Source organism: Candidatus Allofournierella merdavium (genome assembly GCF_944382735.1).
In the GTDB taxonomy this organism is placed as follows: Bacteria; Bacillota; Clostridia; order Oscillospirales; family Ruminococcaceae; genus Allofournierella_A; species Allofournierella_A merdavium.
The window spans coordinates 1-18100 of sequence record NZ_CALWND010000011.1; the positions used below are offsets into that span (position 1 = coordinate 1).

Consider the following 18100-nt stretch of genomic DNA (forward strand, 5'->3'; position numbering starts at 1 on the left):
GCCAGCATGGGAGATAGCCCGTATTTATTCGTCTCAATCGTTGCAAAGCCTGTTTTACTCACGGTAAGCGTCGTGTATGATCGCCGCGGTGGCGCCGAAGCCAAGAAGGGCGAGGAAAAAGAACTAAACGTAACGATGATTGCCAGCACTTGTGTGCTTGATCCTATTTCAGGCCATGGAAGATACCCGTTCTTTATGCTATACTGATTATAATCCAAGAACATTAAAAGGAATAAAACGCGGCTATCAGGTCGCTGCAGGAAAAATAGACAAAGAACTACTGCATCGTATTTTGACCGCTATTCTCGAAGACACATACGATATGGACGAGGAACTGAAGCTGGATATCTTCAATGCCATCCGCTGATACAGAAGCGGCAACGACACATATTGTCATGCAAGGGCAAAGCGCACATTCTCAAAGCATTTGCCCTGAACGCAGGATAAGGACAGGAAAAACCGCATGGCGGCATCCAAGATGCCATCATGCGGTTTTGTGTCAGTTGCTCAGAACGGTGGGCCGCCGGGCCTGCCGGCACACCCGAAAGCCCCAGGGCCCCAGGGCCTCATGAGAAGCATTCTGTTCCCACAGCCGCTCTGCCTCCTCCGCCTCTGGCAGCGGGCAGGGCACGTCGCCGGCATTCAGCCAGACGGTGAGGCAAAGCCCCTCCCGCTCCAGCGCATAACCGAACAGGCGGCTTTGAGGCGCCGCCGCGAGAACGGTGAACCGTTCGGTACCGTTCAGGTATTTTGCTCTCAGACCTGCTACCTGCCGGTAAAAGTCAAACCAGCTGCCCTCCGCGTTTTCCCAGTCCATGGGGCGGCGGTATTCCGGCTCGGTGACGCCGGTCAGACCGGCCTCATCGCCGTAAAAGACACAGGGCGTGCCGGGGAAGAGCATCTGAAACACCACCGCCAGCCGCATCCGTCGCTCATCGCCTCCACAAAGGGACAGAAAACGGCAGACATCGTGACTGTCCAGCAGGTTCAGCTGGGCGCGCAAATAGGGTTCCGGGTAGCGCAGCACTATATTGGTCACCCGGGCGGCAAAGCCAGCCGCGTCGATGCGGCCCAGGGCAAAGAAGTCCCGGCAATGGCGGCGGAAATCGTAGTTCATCACCGAGTCCAGCAGATCGTACCGCAGCCAGTCCCGGGCGTTCTCCCACACCTCCCCGATAAGCACACAATCGGGGTCAGCGGCCTTCACCGCCCGGCGAAAGACCCGCCAGAACTCCTTGGATATCTCATTGGCCACATCCAGCCGCCAGCCGTCTACCCTGAATTCTTCCACCCAGTAGCGGCCCACCTCTGCAAAATAGGCCTGCACCTGAGGATTGGCGGTGTTCAGCTTGGGCATTTCCGGCACATAGGCGAAGCAGGCGTAATTGGGGTGGCCCTGCTCGTCCAGCCCGGGACCCGTTGGCGGAACGAAGTCATACCAGTGAAAATAGGGCGACGACGCTCCACGCTTCAACACGTCCTGGAAGGCAAAAAAGCCGGTACCGCTATGGTTGAACACCCCGTCCAGCACCACCCGCATCCCCATTTTGTGGGCCTTTTGAACGAGAGAGCGCAGGTCATCGTCGGTGCCGAAGCAGGGGTCCACATGGTAATAGTCGATGGTGTCGTATTTGTGGTAGCTCTTTGCGGTGAAGATCGGATTCAGATACAGGCCGTTACACCCCAGCCGGGCAATGTGCTCCAGATTTTCCGTCACGCCCCGCAGTGTGCCGCCCAGCCGCCCGCCACTCTTCGCCGGGCCGGCCAACGCGTCGGAGCCGTCTGCGAAGCTGTCCGGGAAGACGTTGTAAAAACAGGCGGTGTTCATCCACTTGGGTGGCCGGGCGATCTCGGTGCGCAGGATGGCTGGGTACTGAAAGTATTCGCTGCGCCCGTCTACCCAGTTTCCCTCCATCTGCAGGTCGGCCAGTTCCCGGGTGAAGATGTCGCCGTAATAATAGGTCCATTCCTCCTGACCCTGCAGGCGAAAATAGTAACAAAGGCGGGTATGACGGATGGGAAAGACCGCTTGGAAAAAGTCGAATCGCTCATCCCGGGCAATGCGCTCCATGGGCAGGCCCTCAAAGCGGATGGGGGTGGTCTCACAGGCCCGATCTGCCACATACAGTTCGCAGCTGACCAGATCCCTGCGCCCAGCCCGCAGCCGCACGCAGAAGGTCTCCTCGTCCAGGGGATAGGCATACTCTGAACAGGGGATATGAAGAATCGCTGCCTTATCTATCACAAAGCCGTCACCTATCCCTTCACGCCACCGGCGGTGAGGCCGGAGACCATGTATTTCTGTATCTTAAAGAACACCGCCAGAATGGGCAGCGACACCAGAACCGCCGCTGCCGAGAAGAGAGGCCAGCTGCGGCTGTAGTCGTTGGATTGCAGTTGATACAGCCCGCCCGCCAGGGAGTAGCTGGTGCTGTCCAGCAAAAAGGTGGTGGCGAAAAGATACTCATTCCACACGGTGATGAGCACCATCACACAGGTGACCACGATGGCCGGTTTGGCCAAAGGGAGCACAATGCGCAGGATCATCTGCCGGTCACTGGCGCCGTCGATGCGGGAGGCCTCCTCGATCTCCACCGGGATGGTGTCGAAATATCCCTTCATGTTCCACAAGGCGAACACGCACATGGAGCCCGCGTAGATCAGGATGAGTCCTCCGTGGGTGTTCAGCAGGCCGATGGTCTTAAGCACCCGGAAGAGGGCGAACATCGACAAGATCTGCGGGAAGGCATTGAGCACCAGCAGCAGCTTCAATGTAAACCGCCGGCCTGCAAACCGCCAGCGGGAAAAGGCGTAGGCCGCCGGCACCGCGCAGAGCATAGAAAAGAATACGGTGCCCACGCTCAAAATCACCGAGTTGCGGAACCACAAAAGGAACGGCTCGTCAAACAAAATCGCCCGATAGTTTTCCAAAGTGGGCTGGGTGGGCCAGAAGGAAAAGCGCGAGGAGAGTGCCGCGCCGCTGCCGCTGAAAGAAAGGGTGAGCGCATAGAGCACCGGCACCAGTGCTACCAGGCAAAGCAGCAGGAACGCCCCGTTCAGCACCGTCAGCCTCAGGATGCCCAGCGTCCGCTTTTTTCTGTTTTTATCCATAGGTCATTCCTCCCGCAGGCTTCGGTTGGTGGCCAGTGAAAACAGGATGATGAGCACAAACAACAGCATACTCACCGCGCTGGACAGGCCGTAGTTGTTGGAAACGAAGGCGTTCTGGTAGGCATAGGTGATGACGGTGTTCAAATTGGCTCCGGTCATGTACCCCTTTTGCTGGGTGAGAAGATACACAATGTCAAACTGCTTGAAGGTGATGAAGGTGGTCATCACCGCAGCGGGGGCGATGATGGCCCGGATGCCGGGCACGGTGATAAAGCGCACTTTCTGGAAAAAGCCCGCACCGTCCAGTGTGGCGCTCTCGTACAGGCTGGCGTCCACACTCTGCAATGCGCCGTCAATGGTGGCGATCATGAAGGGCAGCGCCATCCAGAGATTGAGCGCAAGGCAGGCCAGAAAGGCAGTGACCGTGTTGTCCAGGATGCTGTACTTCGGCAGCCCCAGCGCCGTGAGCCACTGGTTGAGCAGGCCAAACTCGGTGTTGAATATGCCCACCCGCCACAGCAGGATGGACACATAGGCCGGCATGGCCCAGGGCAGCATCAGCAGTGTTTTATACAGCCGGCGCAGGCGCAGACCCTTGGCGTTCAGCCCCAGGGCGATCCAAAACCCGCAGAACAGCTGCAGGGCCATGTTCACCACCGTCCAGAGCAATGTGGTAAACAGCGCCCCCAGAAAACCGGAATCGAACTTGAACAGAGCCCGCACATAATTGGACAAACCGATCACGCGGAAATCCGCCCAGTGATACAGGTTCATGTTGGTCAGCGAGATATAGGCGGTGTACCCGATGGGGAACACCACCACGATCAGGATGAGAAGAAGTGCCGGAGCACTGTACAGCCACGGCTTTTTGCGCATAACGCCACCACCTTTTTACCCCACAAGCGGGGACGGCAAACCTGCCGTCCCCGCGCGGGTTTCGGATTCTGATTTTACTGCATGTCGGCAATGGCCTGCAGCGCGGCCTGCTGGGCCGTCTCGGCGGCAGTGGCCACATCTTCGCCGCTCTTGTTCACCGCCACCAGGAAGCTCTCCGCCGGGCCCCACAGCACGCCCATCTCGGGGATGTTGGGCATAGGCTGGGCGGTCTCTGCCGTCTTCTGGATGGCCACGATCAGCTCGTCCGCCGCCACTTCCGGGTCCTCATAGGCCTTGCTGTTGGCAGGGGCGCAGCCGGAGGACTTGGCCAGCGCCACCCCCACCTCGGGGGAGGCCAGCGCCGCCAGCACCTTGCCGATGGCCTCGGGGTGCGCCTCGGCGCCGGTCTTCAGCACACCGACTCCCTGCACACCGGCGTAGGGCGCCAGCGGGTTGCCGTTGGGCAGCGTCATGTCGGACAGGGAGGCCACGCCAAAATTGATGCCCGCGTCCCGGATGCCGGAGACCAGCCACGGCCCGCCGATGATTGCGGCTGCTTTGCCTTCATTGAACAGGGTGGTCACGGTGTTATAGTCGCCGTCCGCCTGCAGCGCTGCGAACTTTTTGTTGTATTCCACCCCTTCGATGGTCTTGGGATCGTTGAGCCCCGGCTGGCCTTCCTCGTTCAGGATGTAGCCGCCAAACCCGTTGATGAAGGGGGATACGTTGTAGGCGGTGGAGTGCTGGTTGACCACAGCATAGGTGCCTGCCGCCGTGTCGGTGTTGGCCTGCATATAAGCATACAGATCTTCGGTGGTGGTGGGGATATCCCCCTGCCACAACGCCTTGTTGTACAAAAAGACCAGCGTCTCAAAATACACGGGCAGGAAGTATTGCTCGCCGCCGATCTGGCCGGCTTCCACCGTCATCGGCAGGGCGTCTGACAGCACATCCGCGCCCGCTACCTCCGACAGGGGAGCCAGAATGTCCATGGTCACGAAGGTGCCCAGGGAGTCATGGGCGTAGAAATACATGTCCGGGCCGTTTGCCGCGTCGCTTCCGTACAGCTTCAGCTGGTCGGAAAGGCCGGTCTTTTTCTCAAACGTCACCGTGATGTTGTCGCCGGAAAGCTGCGAGTTCACAGTGTCGGCAATGGTCTGCATGATGGCCTCGTCGCCGTCGTGCCAGATCTTGATGGTGACCGGCTCCGTGGCCGTCTCACTGCCGGGCGCCGCCGCGCTGCCGCTTTGGGGCGCGCTGGAGGGCGTTTGGCCACAACCGGCCAGCATCCCCAGCGCCAGAGCCGCGCTCAACAAAAGGGAAATTGCCTTTTTCATGGTGTCTCCTCCTTTTTCAATGTGAAAACGCTTACCTGATTTTTTTCTCCTGTTCGGGATAAATTCCGGATTTATGCCCTGATTTCTTCTTAAATCTTAGCAGTATTGTCCAGAAATTTCAAATTTTAATAGGCAATTCTCTTGCATTTTTTAGGTAACCGTTATACTATGGATTTACCAAACACAGGAAAGGGGAGCACCCCATGCCCATCACCATCAAGGACGTGGCCGCCCGGGCAGGCGTTTCGGTGGCCACCGTCTCCAAAATTCTCAACCATCACCCCGGTATCTCGGAGGAGACCACCCGCCGGGTGGAGCAGGTGATGCGGGAGCTGGAGTATGCCCCCAACAGCCGGGCGGCCAGCCTGGCACGGCGGGCCACCCGGAACATCATCTACCTGACCAGTCTGCCCGCCGACATCGCCTATACAAACCCCCACATGTTCGACATTCTCTGCGGGGTGCAGAGCGCCCTGAGCGAAAAGGGCTATACTCTGACCATCATGGACACCTGTCGCGAAGAGGCGCCCGGCAGCACCGCCGAGCAGATCATTCTGCAAAAGCTGGCGGACGGCATGATCGTCCACGGGGCCGCCATCGACAAAAACATCTCCGCCCTGCTGGTGCGCCGCAAATTTCCCCACATCCTCATCGGTCACCCGGGGGATGGCTCCCGGCTGTGCTGGGTGGACACCAACCAGATTTTGGGCGGGCAGATCGCGGCAGAGCATCTTCTGGAGCGGGGCTATCGGAACATCGGCTTCCTGGCGGAGGGCACCACCGATGAGATCGCTTATCTGAGGTTGCGGGGATTTCGCATCGCCATGCAGGAGGCCGGTGTGCCGGTGCGGGAGGACTGGATCCTCCACACCACCGCAGACCTGGAAGGCAGCTACCACGCCGCCTTCGGACTGCTCAGCATGCAGCAACGCCCCGACGCGGTGATCTGCGGCAGCAATCTGCTGGCCTTCGGGCTGTACCAGGTGGCCGCGAAGCAGGGGCTGAACATCCCGGAGGAGATGGCGCTCATCACCTTCGACCGTTACCCTTATTCCACCGTGCTGGACCCGCTGCCCACTTTCGTGCAGATCGACGTGCACGACCTGGGCCGCACCGCGGGGGCCATGATGCTGCGGGTGCTTAAGCGCCCGGAGCTGCTGGTGCAGACCTACGCCACCCTGCCCCGGCTGGTATGCAACGCCACTACGCCCTACCGGCCGTGACCCTCCTATTGACACATACAGCAATCCCAACTCGTTTGGCTCGCCGAAAGCTGTACCCCCAGGCAATCCCCTTATAAAAAAGCAACCAAAAAAGGCCGGCCAGGCATGAATTGCCCGGCTGGCCTTTTTTGTTTTCTCTTATTCACCACAAGGTTCAGAACTCGCGCATTCACCCGCCCATCTCTGGCCACCCCGGAAAGCGGTGCAAAACCAGATGCTTTTATCGGGCGTCTGCGGAATCTGTCCGGCGTTCCTGATTCCTGTTCCCATACCGCATCGGAAACACAATTTGTACTTTTAGGCATAAGTCGACAGCTTCTGTGCTTTCGAGTCCTGTGCCGGAAAGGCTCTTGCGGAAAAGAGCAGGTCAGAGCTGGTCAGTTTGTCCCCGGATTTTCGGCGAGTTCAAGCCATTTTCGCGGGACCAAAGCCCGAAAAATGGCTTTGGTACGAATCAAACCGGCATCCCCCATTTTGGCCCCGTTTGGCAAGATTTTTTGGAAAAATGCAAGATTTCATGCAAGATAATTGAGGGACGTTTTGCCGGATGAACACTGGATTTTCGCCCCGCCGCCGGAAAACGTATTTCGCCAAATGCAAGATTTCGGGCCGATTTTGTGTAGTATCTTTCCAAGTTTCAACAATTTGTATAGTTTTGGTGGAAAACGCGGTGGTTCTCCGGGTCCCAATTCAAAACAAAGGAGAACCCAAAAAATGAAGAAAAGCAACCTCTTTCAGGACGCCCTGGAGCGGGAGATCCAGGACCTGCTGGCCCCTTATCCCGACCCCATGGGCCGCACCGACTTCCGCAAGGCCTGCCGCATCGGCACCCGCACCTCCATCTACCTGCTGCAGAGCGGCCTGGTACCCTGCGAGAACACCGGCAAGCAGACCCGCTGCTACAAGATCGCCAAGGCGGACGTGGCCGCCTACCTGCGCCGCCGCCTGGCCGAGCCGGCCTACTACACCCCGCCCAGCGGCTGGTACAAGAACTACCCGAACCACAAGCCCCCAGCCTTCGGCTTAAACGGTGCGCTCCTGCTCACCGACGCCACCCGTCAGCGGGTGCGCCGCTGGTACGAGAACCTGCTGGCCCGCCAGCCCGACGTGCTGGACGCCCGCCAGATCTCCCGCGTCACCGGCTACGCCTCCCGCACCGTCAGCCGCTGGTGCACCGAGGGGAGGTTAAAGTCCTTCCCGTATCAACACACCTATAAGGTGCCCAAAGAGTGGCTGCTGGAGTTCCTCACCTCGGAGGATTACAACAGCATCACAAGAAAGAGCAAGGAACATTACGCCATGATCGCCGCGGTGGCGCCGAAGCCAAGAAAGCTACGGAAGAAACCGTGATTCGTACCTTGGGGAACTGCCCCTTTCCCGCCTGATTCTAAGTGTCGCCTGCCGGCTGACTTTGCGCTGGTTTTGGGGCCAAAACGCTATGCGCAGCTTTCATCCTGCGGCTGTTCCAGTTGCTCACATGCATCATCGTGCAGCTTCAAAATTAAGCTCCCGTTAGATGATATCATACAGATGAAGTTCTTTCGCAATTGGACGGCAAAGAGAAGAGAAATACCGATCGCTTTCTTCATATAAAATCTTTAGTTTTTGATATAACTCATCGTACTCCATGCCCCACATTTTGATTGCAGAACGCATTTCTTCATAGAACTGTTGCTCCTCTTTTTTGAAAGTAGGCGCTGTGATCTTGTATTTACTGCTCTGATTATAGGCCTGGAGCCAATCTTCCACGCCGTCAATTATTATCCCCATATATGGCATAAAAGAAAGCCAATAATTCGACTTGAAACGCTCGCTGTTTTTTACGATAGTAAAAAGAAATCTCAAATCGGTCTTTATTAATGAGATTGCTATTGCCTGTTGTTGTGTAAGTGGTTGCTCTTGCATATTTTTCTTCCGGGCTCCATTTTTAGTTGGTTTTGTAGGTCTTGTGCATCCGCACAGTTTATGCAGCTTATCTTTTGAAGCACCATGATGCGGCGATTTTTGTTCCAATGGTGCCATAATATTTTATAGACATTAGCAGAAAATTGTCACGTAATCCGTGTGCACTATTTACTTAAGCAATAATATTATGTTCCATATTACGACAGCGGTCAACAAAGCTCGTGCGACATGAACATACTCTGCAGTAAAAGGCGTACCATTACCGCACAATATGTATTCTGCTATCTAATTATCATTCTAATAATCGTTGTCAAATGATTATTAGAATGCCCGGCGTATACCCTCCAGTCCAACCTCAATTCTGCACAACTTTTGCTGCTTTCCGTTAGTCGAGCGGATAAAGTTGTGTGATTTCAAGCCCCTGTTTTCTGATAGTCCGCACTATAGGACCGGCTCTCTGCTATAATGGAAAAAAGGAGTGAGCGGTATGGTGTTCTACACGGGCGATCCCCACGGCGACGTGGCAGAGATCGTGGAGTTCTGTCGGCAGATGCGGCTGCAGCCCGCGGACACCCTGGTGATCTTGGGCGACGTGGGGGCCAACTACTATCTGAACGAGCGGGATATCTACGTCAAGGAGCCGCTCAACGCCTGCGGCCCAACAGTTTTGTGCATCCACGGCAACCATGAGTGCCGGCCCGCCCATGTGCCCGGCTATGTGTTGCAGGATTGGAACGGCGGCCAGGTGTATATCCAGCCGGAGTACCCTCACGTTCTGTTCGCCGTGGATGGCGAGGTCTACACGCTGGAAGGGCGGGAGCATCTGGTGATCGGCGGTGCCTACAGCGTGGACAAGTACTACCGCCTCATGCGGGGCTTCCGCTGGTGGGAGGACGAGCAGCCCGACGAAGCCACCAAGGCCAAGGTGGAGCAGGTGCTGGCCGCCCGGGGCTGGCAGATGCCGGTGGTGCTGAGCCACACCTGCCCCTTCAAGTACGAGCCGGTGGAAGCCTTTCTGCCCGGCATCGACCAGAGCAGTGTGGACGCCTCCACCGAGCGATGGTTGGATACCATCGACGACCGCCTGACCTGAGACGCCTGGTATTGCGGGCACTGGCACATCAACAAGCGAATCCGGCGGATGCATTTCTTGTTCCACGAGTTTGAGGCGGCGCCGAAACATTAGCCCTTCTACCGCAAAAGGCATATAGTTCCCACATAAGTACATAGGAGTTATGACAATGCAGGAAATAATAAATGCTGATAGTTTTCATGAGGACTATAGCCAAAGCTCTAATGCTTTGTTTCATTTTATGAAGCAGCAGAGTTTTTTGGATTTCGCCCTTCAAAAGAAAGCTCTTTTCCCACGATATTGTATAGAAGATGTTGCCTATTTGGATTTAATGAACGACGGAAATTCATTTCGAGAGATAGCTGTTTTGCAAAAATGTTTTTGTGATATTCCTCTTCACAAAAGCACCTTGCAAACAGAAGCAAATGTCGTGGATGAGGAAACACGCAAACCCGTTTCATGTGATACCAGTCATACCGGATGTTACGGAAAGTATGCAGTCGCCTTTTCAAAAGAATGGGGCGAGCGACATGGGCTGCAACCGATACATTACCTGAATATAAAGAGCCATTATGTGAGAGATCTCAAAGCAACATTTTCCTGTGCCATAAGCATGGATGAACTACCTGATGACATAACATCTGATGTGTTGATGCGCTTAGCATTTGTAAAACCTCTTCGTGGAAAAATGGAACGTGTCCTTGAAATCGAGGGAACATCTCGAAACATTTCAATGTATAAAAACTTCTACGATGAACAGGAATGGCGCTATGTACCCAGTCTAGATGTTTTATCAAAACTTTCAGCAGAAGCTGCCATTGACCTGTATCCTATAATTGCAAACCCTTATGAGCTGGGCTGGCGAAATGAAGGCTTTCTAAACAAGCAGTCCGATTTTTTTGTGCAACCGCCTTTTGAGGCATTACGATTGGATTTTGATTACAGCGAACTTCGCTATATTATCGTGCCTGATGAACAGGCCAGAATAGATACGATAAATTTGATCTTGCAGTTACCAAGCGAAAACTTCTTGACAGATAAAATAGAAGAGCGATGTTTATTGATAAGTAAAATACTTGTTCTTCAGGAGATTCGAAAGGATTGGTAAGAATGGCAAATTTGCTTAAACAAATTTTTTCCACTACAGAACCAACAATAGAAGGGGTTTTGCGTTTTGATTCTGCCGAGTCAAAGAAAGAGTTCTTAAACACCGGACTGAAAAAGATTGAACAAGGAAAACCGAGTACGATTACGGGATTGGAAAAGTTAGATATTTACTCTTGCACAGAGACCGGGAAACACCTGTTTGACTCGTATACCAATATTCTTGATCCTGTTATTTTTCCATCGGATTGTTTCCCTTTTCACCTGTCAACTGATTTTGGTGATTACAATTATCTTTTGCGTAGAGAGAATCACGATCATACTGTCATTGTTCGCGATGCTGATAAAGTTGTTTCACATGTTGAAATAAAATATCAAGAAGGATCCAACAAAGTCAATTTCGGCTGGCGATGTAACTTTTCTAATGCTCCCGATACCGAAACGCTTTGGAAGGAATTAAATGCCACATATCATTTAGCAAAAGTATTTTGTCGAGAAACAGTCAGTGAGCAAGACAAAAATTTGTTGGAGCGATTGTACGACGAGCAAGCATTCTGGCATCGAGCCTGGCTTTTGGAAATTATATTGGGTGCAAAATTCAATGTAAAATCAGGTACAGCCGCCGACCGAATGAACACAGATCTTCTCTATCTGTTGCTGGTTCAAAAAGTCCCCCTCCGGTCAAACATGGGTAATTTTACTGTCAGGATACCTTACAAAAGCATTGAATCACCAATTGATGAGAATTTTTCTCCCGGCAAGGAATTTGCTATGCGTTTCGATAAAGAGCGTAAGGGCACCTTGTTTGGGTATGGTTACGCTGTCACAACACACGAGTACATTTTCAAAGCAAATGTTGATGCCGTTGAGAAAGATGATAACGAAGAAGTATATATACTCAAATGCAGCGGAACAGATTTGGAACCAGTCTATAAAGTAGAGGTCTATGAAGATAAAGATAACCGACAGATTGACATGACTGAAAAATTTCGTGAATTGCAATCCGCACACAGCTTTGGGGAAGAGGTCAAGCAGTTTTATGGTGAAAAGAATGCTTAGAGCCTTCTCATAAAGACTAAGCAATTCATTGAGTTCCATTATAACTTGCGAATGGTCTGGTTTTATCAATTCAGGAGTTTTCATGAAAGCCCTTGACATTTTCTGTACCTACGTTATTCTAAACTTTTGTTTGGAGGTCATAGCCAACAGACGATCCACAACTGAATAGCAAACAACGAGTGATCAGGAGCTGGCTTTTCAAAGCCAAGACTACCAGGGCCGTGTGAGCAGGTGTTCGGGTTTTCCCGAAGTCTTTGTTCATGCGGCTCTTTTTTGTTGCCCTGTTCACACGGTTTTCGACAGTCCTTCTCCCGGTCACGGAAAGGAGGATCTATGACCCACTGGAACGAACAAAGCGCCGGGTACCCATGACCGGCAATGACTTGGCCGCGCATTTTGCTCTGTATGCCGGGTGTAACACAAGCTGTATCTTCGGGGGCTTTGGGATGGTGGATATGTGGCTGGAATGGCCGTTTTGCGAGGTTTGTGGGCTGCAGGCGCTGTTTCTTTGGCCGGCGCTGCGCTGTTCGTGTAGCCACAGCGGGCAACTGTGCTCAGGGTATTTCGCAGCTGGTGAGCGTCACTGGCAAGTCTCCGTAAAAAGAAAAAGGAAGCCTAATAAGGCTTCCACTTTTGCTTACAATTTACTCTTTCGACCCGACAAGGAAGCCTAATTAGGCTTCTTTGCGGACGGAAAAAATGCCGGGGCCATGAGATATATCAAAATCACCAAACTTCTGAATCTATTTTTGGAAGGGTGAGCGTTTTGAGGGGTCTGTGTAACTTATATAAGATGGAGGGTATTTTTTTAAGACTCATGGCATCGTCAAAACCGCCAAACTTTACCGTTTTTTCTTGGAAGGTGTTCGTTTCGAGGGGTCCGTGTTACAAGGATATAATGGGGGGATTTTTTATGCGGCCAGACTTTAGTCAGATTCGCCAAACTTTAAAAAATTTTTTGGAAGGGTGGCCGTTTTGAGGGGTCCGTGTTACAAGGATATAATGGGAGGATTTTTTCTGCGGCCAGACTTTAGTCAGATTCGCCAAACTTTAAAAAATTTTTTTGGAAGGGTGGCCGTTTTGAGGGGTCTGTGTAACTTATATAAGATAGAAGGTATTTTTTCATGATGCGCGGAACCGTCAAAATGGCCAAACATTTTTTATTTTTTTGGAAGGTGTTTCGTTTTCAGGCGTCTTTGTAACTTATATAAGATGGAGGGTATTTTTTTCATGACCCGCGGCATCGTCAAAACTGCCAAACTTTACCGTTTTTTCTTGGGGGGTGTTTCGTTTTTGAGGGTCTGAGCTACTGGTATATAATGGGAGGTTTTTTTGTAGCCGACTTCCCGTCAAGTTTGCCAAACTTCCGAATTTATTTTTAGAAGAGTGAAATTTTGAGGGAATCCGTGTCACAAAGATATAATAGGGGGCTTTTTTCTGTGGTCGACTTCCCGTCAGATTCGCCAAACTTTCAAATTTATTTTTAGAAGGGTGAGCGTTTTGAGGGGTCTGAGCTACTGGTATATAATGAGGGGACTTTTTCCCAGCCAAGACACCGCGTCAAGGAACCCTACATGATGGGTTCCTTGTTCAGGCAAATTCTGCCGCCCGCCGCGACAAGGAATCCTACATAAGGAACCCTGGAATCCCGTCACATCCGAAACAAAGAATCCTGCATAAGGAATCCTTGACCGCCACACATCAATCTCACAGAAAGGAGGGGTACCGCCGCTTCCGGCCGGCGTCCGCTGTCCGCTTATCCGCCCAGGCGCGTTTTTTGCGCCGCGAAAACTTTTGAGAGCAGGTGATCGATGAAGAATTTTGACATCCAGACCCTTTACAAACTGTTGTTTGCCGACTATCCCGACATCGTGACGGTGCGCCAGCTGCAGGTCATGCTGGGCATCAGCCGCCACGCGGCCTACGACCTGCTGACAGACGGCAGCATCCGGGGCCTCAAGCTGGGCAACGCCTACAAAATCCCCAAGATCAACGTGGTCCGCTATGTGGTGGAGAACGGTGTGCAGCCCGCCGCCAGGGCCGCCGGGTCCTGACCCGCTGCACCACAAAGCGCCCTTCGCCGCTGTCCGCCCGGTGTTCGCCCTGTGCGGGGCCTGGCAGGCGGTGCGGGCGTTTTCCCCCGCGCCGGGGCCAAGGCCGTTTTGCGGGCCTGTTTGGGGCCGCTGTGGCCGCGTCCGCCCCATCCAACAAACCAACCGAAAAGGAGAAATGCTTTTGACGAAATTCGAACCCATTGACGCGCGAACCCTTTCCATCACCCCGCTGCCGCCGGTGCGGTGGCTCGTTCCCGATCTGCTGTCCGGCGGGCTGTCTTTGCTGTCGGGCGGCAGCAAGGTCGGTAAAAGCTGGCTTTGCCTCTGGCTGTGTCTGCAGCTGGCCAAAGGCGGCGAACTCTGGGGGCGGCCGCTGCGCTCCCAGGCGGTGCTGTATCTCTGCCTCGAGGATACATACGCCCGCATCCAGAACCGGCTGTTCCACCTGAGCGAGGAGGAAATGCCGGACAACCTCTATTTCCAGACCGCCTGCGAGGGACTGGGCCACGGTCTCGAGGAACAGATCGAGCAGTTCCTGGCCGTACGCCCGGACACCGGGCTGGTGGTCATCGACACCCTGCAAAAGGTGCGCACCGGCGATACCAACGGCAACGTCTACGCCTGCGACTACCGGGACATGAACGCCTTGAAATCCCTGGCCGACCGGCACAACATCGGCATCCTGCTGGTGCACCACCAGCGCAAGGACCAGACCGGCGACCCCTTTGATGACATTTCCGGCTCGGTGGCCCTGATGGGCGGGGCGGACACCAGCTGGGTGCTGCGCCGCCGCCGGATGAGCCAGAACGCCCAGCTGCACGTGACCGGCCGGGACATGGAGAGCCGCGCCCTGGACCTGCGCTGGGAGGACTGCCGCTGGGAACTGGAGCAGGAGGAGACCTCCGAGGAACTGGCCCGCAAGGCCGTGCCCGCCTGTGTGTGGGCGGTAGCTGACTTTGTGAAGCGACAGAAGTGCTGGCAGGGCACCGCTACCGAACTGCTGGCCGCCGCCGCCATCGCCGATGTGCAGCCCAACCAGCTGACCCGCAAGCTGGTGGAGTTCTATCCCACCGACCTGGCGCCCCTGGGCATCCGCTGCGAGAGCCGCCGCACCGCCAGCGCCCGGCAGCTTCGGCTGTGGTATGACGGTGATGACGCGGATGACGACAAATCCGGCACACCCCCGGACGATGGGGGTATCCTGGAAACACCGTCAGCACCGTCATCGTCGTCACGGGAGGCGCTTCGGGGTAACAAGCATGGGCTTTGTGTTGCCACCGGGCAACACTTCGCCAACATGGGGCCAGCCCCAAGCCCCGCGCTCCCGGAGGTGGCCCTGTGAGAACAAGAAACGTGGGCCTCAATGTGCGGGTGAGCCCCGCCGAGAAATATCGAATCCAAACAGCGGCCGGCCGGTGCGGGCTGACCCTGTCGGAATATCTGCGCCAGCGGGCGCTGGGATATACGCCCCGTTTTCATCCGCCCCAAGCCTTCTTTGACAGTCTGGATCGGCTGGAGCACCTCACCGATCAGCTGGCGCAATACGACCCGGCATTTGCCAATGAGTTCCGCCGCTGCCGGGAAGGGCTGCTGGACAGCCTTCTGCGGAAGGAGGATGCCTCTGGCGACCACTAAAATTTGGCCGGTGCGGGACAGCCTGCGCCGGGTGGTGGACTACGCCGCCAACCCGGACAAGACCGAATACAGCGGTCTGGCCCAGGCGCTGCACTACGCGGAGAACGACGCCAAGACCACTTTACAGGAAACAGCCCAGCTGGTGAGCGGCATCCACTGCCGCCCCGAGACCGCATGGGTAGAAATGCGGGCGGTGCAGGAGCGGTTCGGCAAGACCGAGGGGGTGGTGGCGATGCACGCCTACCAGAGCTTCGGGCCTGGGGAGGTGACCCCGGAACAGTGCCACGCCATTGGGGTGGAGCTGGCCCGCCGGGTGTGGGGCGGGCGGTTCCAGGTGCTGGTGGCCACCCATCTGAACACCGACTGCCTGCACAACCACTTCGTCATCAACGCGGTGTCCTATGTGGACGGCAAGAAGTATGAGCAGCGCCGAGATCAATACCGGGAGATGCGCCGAGTGTCCGACCAGCTGTGCCGAGAACATGCCCTCTCGGTGATTCAGCAGCCCGGCAGCAAAAAGCCCCGGCCGCTCTACGAGGGCGAGGGGCAGACCCGGTACGAGGCGATGCGCCGGGCCATCCGTAAGGCTCTGGCCCAGACCAGCACCGAGCGGGACTTTGCCCGGGTGCTGCGGCAGCAGGGGTATCTCTGGCGGCGGGAGGAAGGGCGCAAGTACGCTACCCTCCGTTCGCTGGACGGCGGCCGGGCGGTGCGGGTGTGCCGGCTGGGGGCGGAGTACGACTGGCCCGCCCTGGAGCAGGCGCTGGCCAAAAACCATCTCCGGTACGGTCCCCACTTCTATGATCTGAACTTCAACCCCAAGTACAGCCTGCGGCCCGTGCCGCGCCCCAGGGCAGCCCCGCGCCGCTGCCGCTGCAAAGGCCCGCTGACCGGCCAAAGGAGCAGCCTGTTCCGGCTGTATCTCTATTACTGCTATCAGCTGGGCATCTACCCGAAACGGCCCGCACCCCGGGTGAACTGGCCGGAGATCAACGCCCTGTGGCGGGACATCGACAAGACGCTGGAGGAGCTGCGCCTGACCAGCCAGCGGGGCTTTTCCACGGTGGCGGAGGTAAAGGCCCATCGGGAGGTTCTGGCGGGGCAAATCAACGCCCTTTGCAAAGAGCGGGCGGACTGTGCCCGGCAGCTGCGGTGGAAGGAGCCGCCGCCCGAAGCGGCCCAGCGGCGGACGGAACTGACCCGCCAAATTGCCGCCCTGCGCAAGGAGGACGCAACCGCCAAACGCATCATCGAGAAGGTGGAAAAGACCGCTGCCTGCCGGGAGGAATACCGCCGCCAGCAGGAGCGGGACAAGCCCCGCCCTAAACACCGGGACAAACACCAAACCCGCTAAAACCAAAACGCCCGCGCCGGGCGAACCGGCGCGGGTAATCTGGTGGATGTGTACCCGATCGAGGCACCCATCCTTGTACACTTTTGTGAATAGCTTTCAAACCGGGTTCCGGGTATTCTTGTGTCGGACCCGGAGAATCACCCATCAAACAACCAAAAGGAGGAATGTCCATGGTAGCAGGCCGGTTGGCCGAAAAGAACGGCTACTTTTACATCGTACTCAGTTACAACGGCCCGGACGGCAAACGGGTGCAGAAATGGCAGGGCACCGGGCTGCCGGTGAAGGGCAACAAGAAAAAGGCGGACGAACTGCTGCGGCAGGCCCGCCGGGCCTTCACGCCGCCGATACCAAATCGCCAGGGCGATCTGAGCCCGGATATGCTGTTCAGCGATTACATGCTCTACTGGCTGGAGATTATCCGCTCCTCGGTGCAGCCCACCACCTGGTCGTCCTACTGCTTCAACGTGAAGGACCACATCGTGCCCTACTTCGAGCCCACCGGCCTCACGCTGGGGGGCCTGCAGGCGCGGCACATCCAGAGTTTTTACCTGCACGAGCGGAAATCCTTGAAGAACACCAGCGTATTGAAACTGCACGCGAACCTCCACAAGGCGCTGAAACAGGCAGTAAAGCTGGACCTCATCCCCGGCAACCCGGTGGACAAGGTGGAGCGGCCCAAGGCCGAGCGGTACACGGCCTCCTACTACACCGCCGAGGAGATGGAGCAGCTCTTTGAAGCCGCCCGGGGGCACCGGCTGGAACTCATCATCCAGTTCGCGGCCTTCTACGGGCTGCGGCGGGGCGAGGTGCTGGGCCTGCGGTGGGACGCCATCGACTTCGCGGCGGGCACGCTGACCATCCGCCACACGGTGACCTCCGCCAGCGTGGAGGGGAAACACCAGCTCATCCGGGCGGACCGGGCCAAGACCAAGTCCAGCCTGCGGACCCTGCCGCTGGTGGAGGGCTTCGTCCAGCGGCTGCGGGCGCTGAAGGAGCAGCAAAAGCACAACGAGAAGCTCTGCGGCAACTGCTACAACCAAAAATTCAAGGGCTACCTGTTCGTGGACGAGATGGGCAACCTCATCCTGCCCGACGCAGTGACCGGCAGCTTCGCGCAGCTGTTGAAGGACCACGGCCTGCGGAAGATACGCTTCCACGACCTGCGGCACTCCTGCGCCAGCCTGCTGCTGAAGCAGGGGGTGCCCATGAAGCAGATCCAGGAATGGCTTGGCCACAGCGACATCTCCACCACGGCGAACATCTACGCCCACCTGGATTCCCGGTCAAAGCAGCTCAGCGCCGCCACGATGGAGAAGGCCCTGGCGCTGCCGGAGGAACTGCCGGAGAGCCGGTGGTGAAACGCAAAAGCG

General features: G+C 56.0%; 16 protein-coding genes. 11 read left to right on the forward strand and 5 right to left on the reverse strand.

The window, feature by feature from the left end:
- Positions 1 to 207 (forward strand): hypothetical protein (locus ACH2A7_RS09995; RefSeq protein ID WP_394961753.1); only part of this gene is annotated, 207 nt, incomplete at its 5' end.
- 292 nt (positions 208 to 499) lie between these two features.
- Here the strand turns inward: ACH2A7_RS09995 and ACH2A7_RS10000 are convergent.
- The 4 genes from ACH2A7_RS10000 to ACH2A7_RS10015 form a co-directional block, all read right to left on the reverse strand.
- Complete coding sequence (locus ACH2A7_RS10000; protein ID WP_394961754.1) at positions 500 to 2245, reverse strand: glycoside hydrolase family 13 protein; 1746 nt, start codon at positions 2243 to 2245, stop codon at positions 500 to 502.
- Between the two features lie 11 nt (positions 2246 to 2256).
- Positions 2257 to 3111: a sugar ABC transporter permease gene (locus ACH2A7_RS10005; protein ID WP_204658013.1), complete on the reverse strand. Its 855-nt coding sequence runs from the start codon at positions 3109 to 3111 to the stop codon at positions 2257 to 2259.
- A 3-nt stretch (positions 3112 to 3114) separates the two neighbouring features.
- Positions 3115 to 3987, reverse strand: coding sequence for a carbohydrate ABC transporter permease (locus ACH2A7_RS10010; protein ID WP_394961755.1), 873 nt, complete (start codon positions 3985 to 3987; stop codon positions 3115 to 3117).
- A gap of 74 nt (positions 3988 to 4061) precedes the next feature.
- Positions 4062 to 5324 (reverse strand): extracellular solute-binding protein, encoded by a 1263-nt coding sequence (locus ACH2A7_RS10015; protein WP_394961756.1) that lies wholly within the window; start codon positions 5322 to 5324, stop codon positions 4062 to 4064.
- 203 nt (positions 5325 to 5527) lie between these two features.
- Here ACH2A7_RS10015 and ACH2A7_RS10020 point away from each other — a divergent pair, with 203 nt between their 5' ends.
- Together ACH2A7_RS10020 and ACH2A7_RS10025 are read left to right on the forward strand one after the other, a co-directional pair.
- A complete protein-coding gene (locus tag ACH2A7_RS10020; RefSeq protein ID WP_394961757.1) occupies positions 5528 to 6547 on the forward strand; it encodes a LacI family DNA-binding transcriptional regulator in 1020 nt (339 codons plus the stop codon).
- A 714-nt stretch (positions 6548 to 7261) separates the two neighbouring features.
- Entirely contained in the window at positions 7262 to 7897 is a 636-nt protein-coding gene (locus ACH2A7_RS10025) for a hypothetical protein (RefSeq protein WP_394961759.1), read from the forward strand.
- A 162-nt stretch (positions 7898 to 8059) separates the two neighbouring features.
- On the opposite strand, the gene ACH2A7_RS10030 is transcribed toward ACH2A7_RS10025, so the two are convergent.
- A complete protein-coding gene (locus ACH2A7_RS10030; RefSeq protein ID WP_394961761.1) occupies positions 8060 to 8569 on the reverse strand; it encodes a hypothetical protein in 510 nt (169 codons plus the stop codon).
- Positions 8570 to 8939: 370 nt separating this feature from the next.
- Between ACH2A7_RS10030 and ACH2A7_RS10035 the strand changes: the two genes are divergently transcribed.
- The 8 genes from ACH2A7_RS10035 to ACH2A7_RS10070 all read left to right on the forward strand — a co-directional run bounded on the left by ACH2A7_RS10035 (position 8940) and on the right by ACH2A7_RS10070 (position 18088).
- Positions 8940 to 9545, forward strand: a complete 606-nt coding sequence (locus ACH2A7_RS10035) for a metallophosphoesterase (protein ID WP_394961762.1) — start codon at positions 8940 to 8942, stop codon at positions 9543 to 9545.
- Positions 9546 to 9693: 148 nt separating this feature from the next.
- Positions 9694 to 10632 (forward strand): abortive infection system antitoxin AbiGi family protein, encoded by a 939-nt coding sequence (locus ACH2A7_RS10040; RefSeq protein ID WP_394961764.1) that lies wholly within the window; start codon positions 9694 to 9696, stop codon positions 10630 to 10632.
- A 2-nt stretch (positions 10633 to 10634) separates the two neighbouring features.
- The gene (locus ACH2A7_RS10045; RefSeq protein ID WP_394961766.1) at positions 10635 to 11687 is read left to right on the forward strand and encodes an abortive infection system toxin AbiGii family protein; all 1053 of its coding nucleotides are present in this window, start codon (positions 10635 to 10637) and stop codon (positions 11685 to 11687) included.
- 1811 nt (positions 11688 to 13498) lie between these two features.
- On the forward strand, positions 13499 to 13741 hold the full coding sequence (locus ACH2A7_RS10050) for a helix-turn-helix domain-containing protein (protein WP_394961768.1): 243 nt from the start codon (positions 13499 to 13501) through the stop codon (positions 13739 to 13741).
- 181 nt (positions 13742 to 13922) lie between these two features.
- The gene (locus ACH2A7_RS10055; RefSeq protein ID WP_394961769.1) at positions 13923 to 15083 is read left to right on the forward strand and encodes an AAA family ATPase; all 1161 of its coding nucleotides are present in this window, start codon (positions 13923 to 13925) and stop codon (positions 15081 to 15083) included.
- A complete protein-coding gene (locus ACH2A7_RS10060; protein WP_205491904.1) occupies positions 15080 to 15376 on the forward strand; it encodes a plasmid mobilization protein in 297 nt (98 codons plus the stop codon). Before ACH2A7_RS10055 ends, ACH2A7_RS10060 begins: the two co-directional genes overlap by 4 nt.
- Complete coding sequence (locus ACH2A7_RS10065) at positions 15357 to 16730, forward strand: relaxase/mobilization nuclease domain-containing protein (protein WP_394961771.1); 1374 nt, start codon at positions 15357 to 15359, stop codon at positions 16728 to 16730. The genes ACH2A7_RS10060 and ACH2A7_RS10065 overlap by 20 nt, the downstream gene beginning before the upstream one ends.
- 170 nt (positions 16731 to 16900) lie before the next feature.
- Positions 16901 to 18088 (forward strand): tyrosine-type recombinase/integrase, encoded by a 1188-nt coding sequence (locus ACH2A7_RS10070; protein WP_394961773.1) that lies wholly within the window; start codon positions 16901 to 16903, stop codon positions 18086 to 18088.
- Positions 18089 to 18100: the final 12 nt, after the last annotated feature.

Coding starts and splice junctions, on each gene's coding strand:
- ACH2A7_RS10010 (WP_394961755.1), bottom strand. CDS start 3,987: ATGCGCAAAAAGCCGTGGCTGTACAGTGCTCCGGCACTTCTTCTCATC.
- ACH2A7_RS10030 (WP_394961761.1), bottom strand. CDS start 8,569: ATGGCACCATTGGAACAAAAATCGCCGCATCATGGTGCTTCAAAAGAT.
- ACH2A7_RS10045 (WP_394961766.1), top strand. CDS start 10,635: ATGGCAAATTTGCTTAAACAAATTTTTTCCACTACAGAACCAACAATA.
- ACH2A7_RS10020 (WP_394961757.1), top strand. CDS start 5,528: ATGCCCATCACCATCAAGGACGTGGCCGCCCGGGCAGGCGTTTCGGTG.
- ACH2A7_RS10025 (WP_394961759.1), top strand. CDS start 7,262: ATGAAGAAAAGCAACCTCTTTCAGGACGCCCTGGAGCGGGAGATCCAG.
- ACH2A7_RS10065 (WP_394961771.1), top strand. CDS start 15,357: ATGCCTCTGGCGACCACTAAAATTTGGCCGGTGCGGGACAGCCTGCGC.
- ACH2A7_RS10015 (WP_394961756.1), bottom strand. CDS start 5,324: ATGAAAAAGGCAATTTCCCTTTTGTTGAGCGCGGCTCTGGCGCTGGGG.
- ACH2A7_RS10035 (WP_394961762.1), top strand. CDS start 8,940: ATGGTGTTCTACACGGGCGATCCCCACGGCGACGTGGCAGAGATCGTG.
- ACH2A7_RS10050 (WP_394961768.1), top strand. CDS start 13,499: ATGAAGAATTTTGACATCCAGACCCTTTACAAACTGTTGTTTGCCGAC.
- ACH2A7_RS10040 (WP_394961764.1), top strand. CDS start 9,694: ATGCAGGAAATAATAAATGCTGATAGTTTTCATGAGGACTATAGCCAA.
- ACH2A7_RS10005 (WP_204658013.1), bottom strand. CDS start 3,111: ATGGATAAAAACAGAAAAAAGCGGACGCTGGGCATCCTGAGGCTGACG.
- ACH2A7_RS10070 (WP_394961773.1), top strand. CDS start 16,901: ATGGTAGCAGGCCGGTTGGCCGAAAAGAACGGCTACTTTTACATCGTA.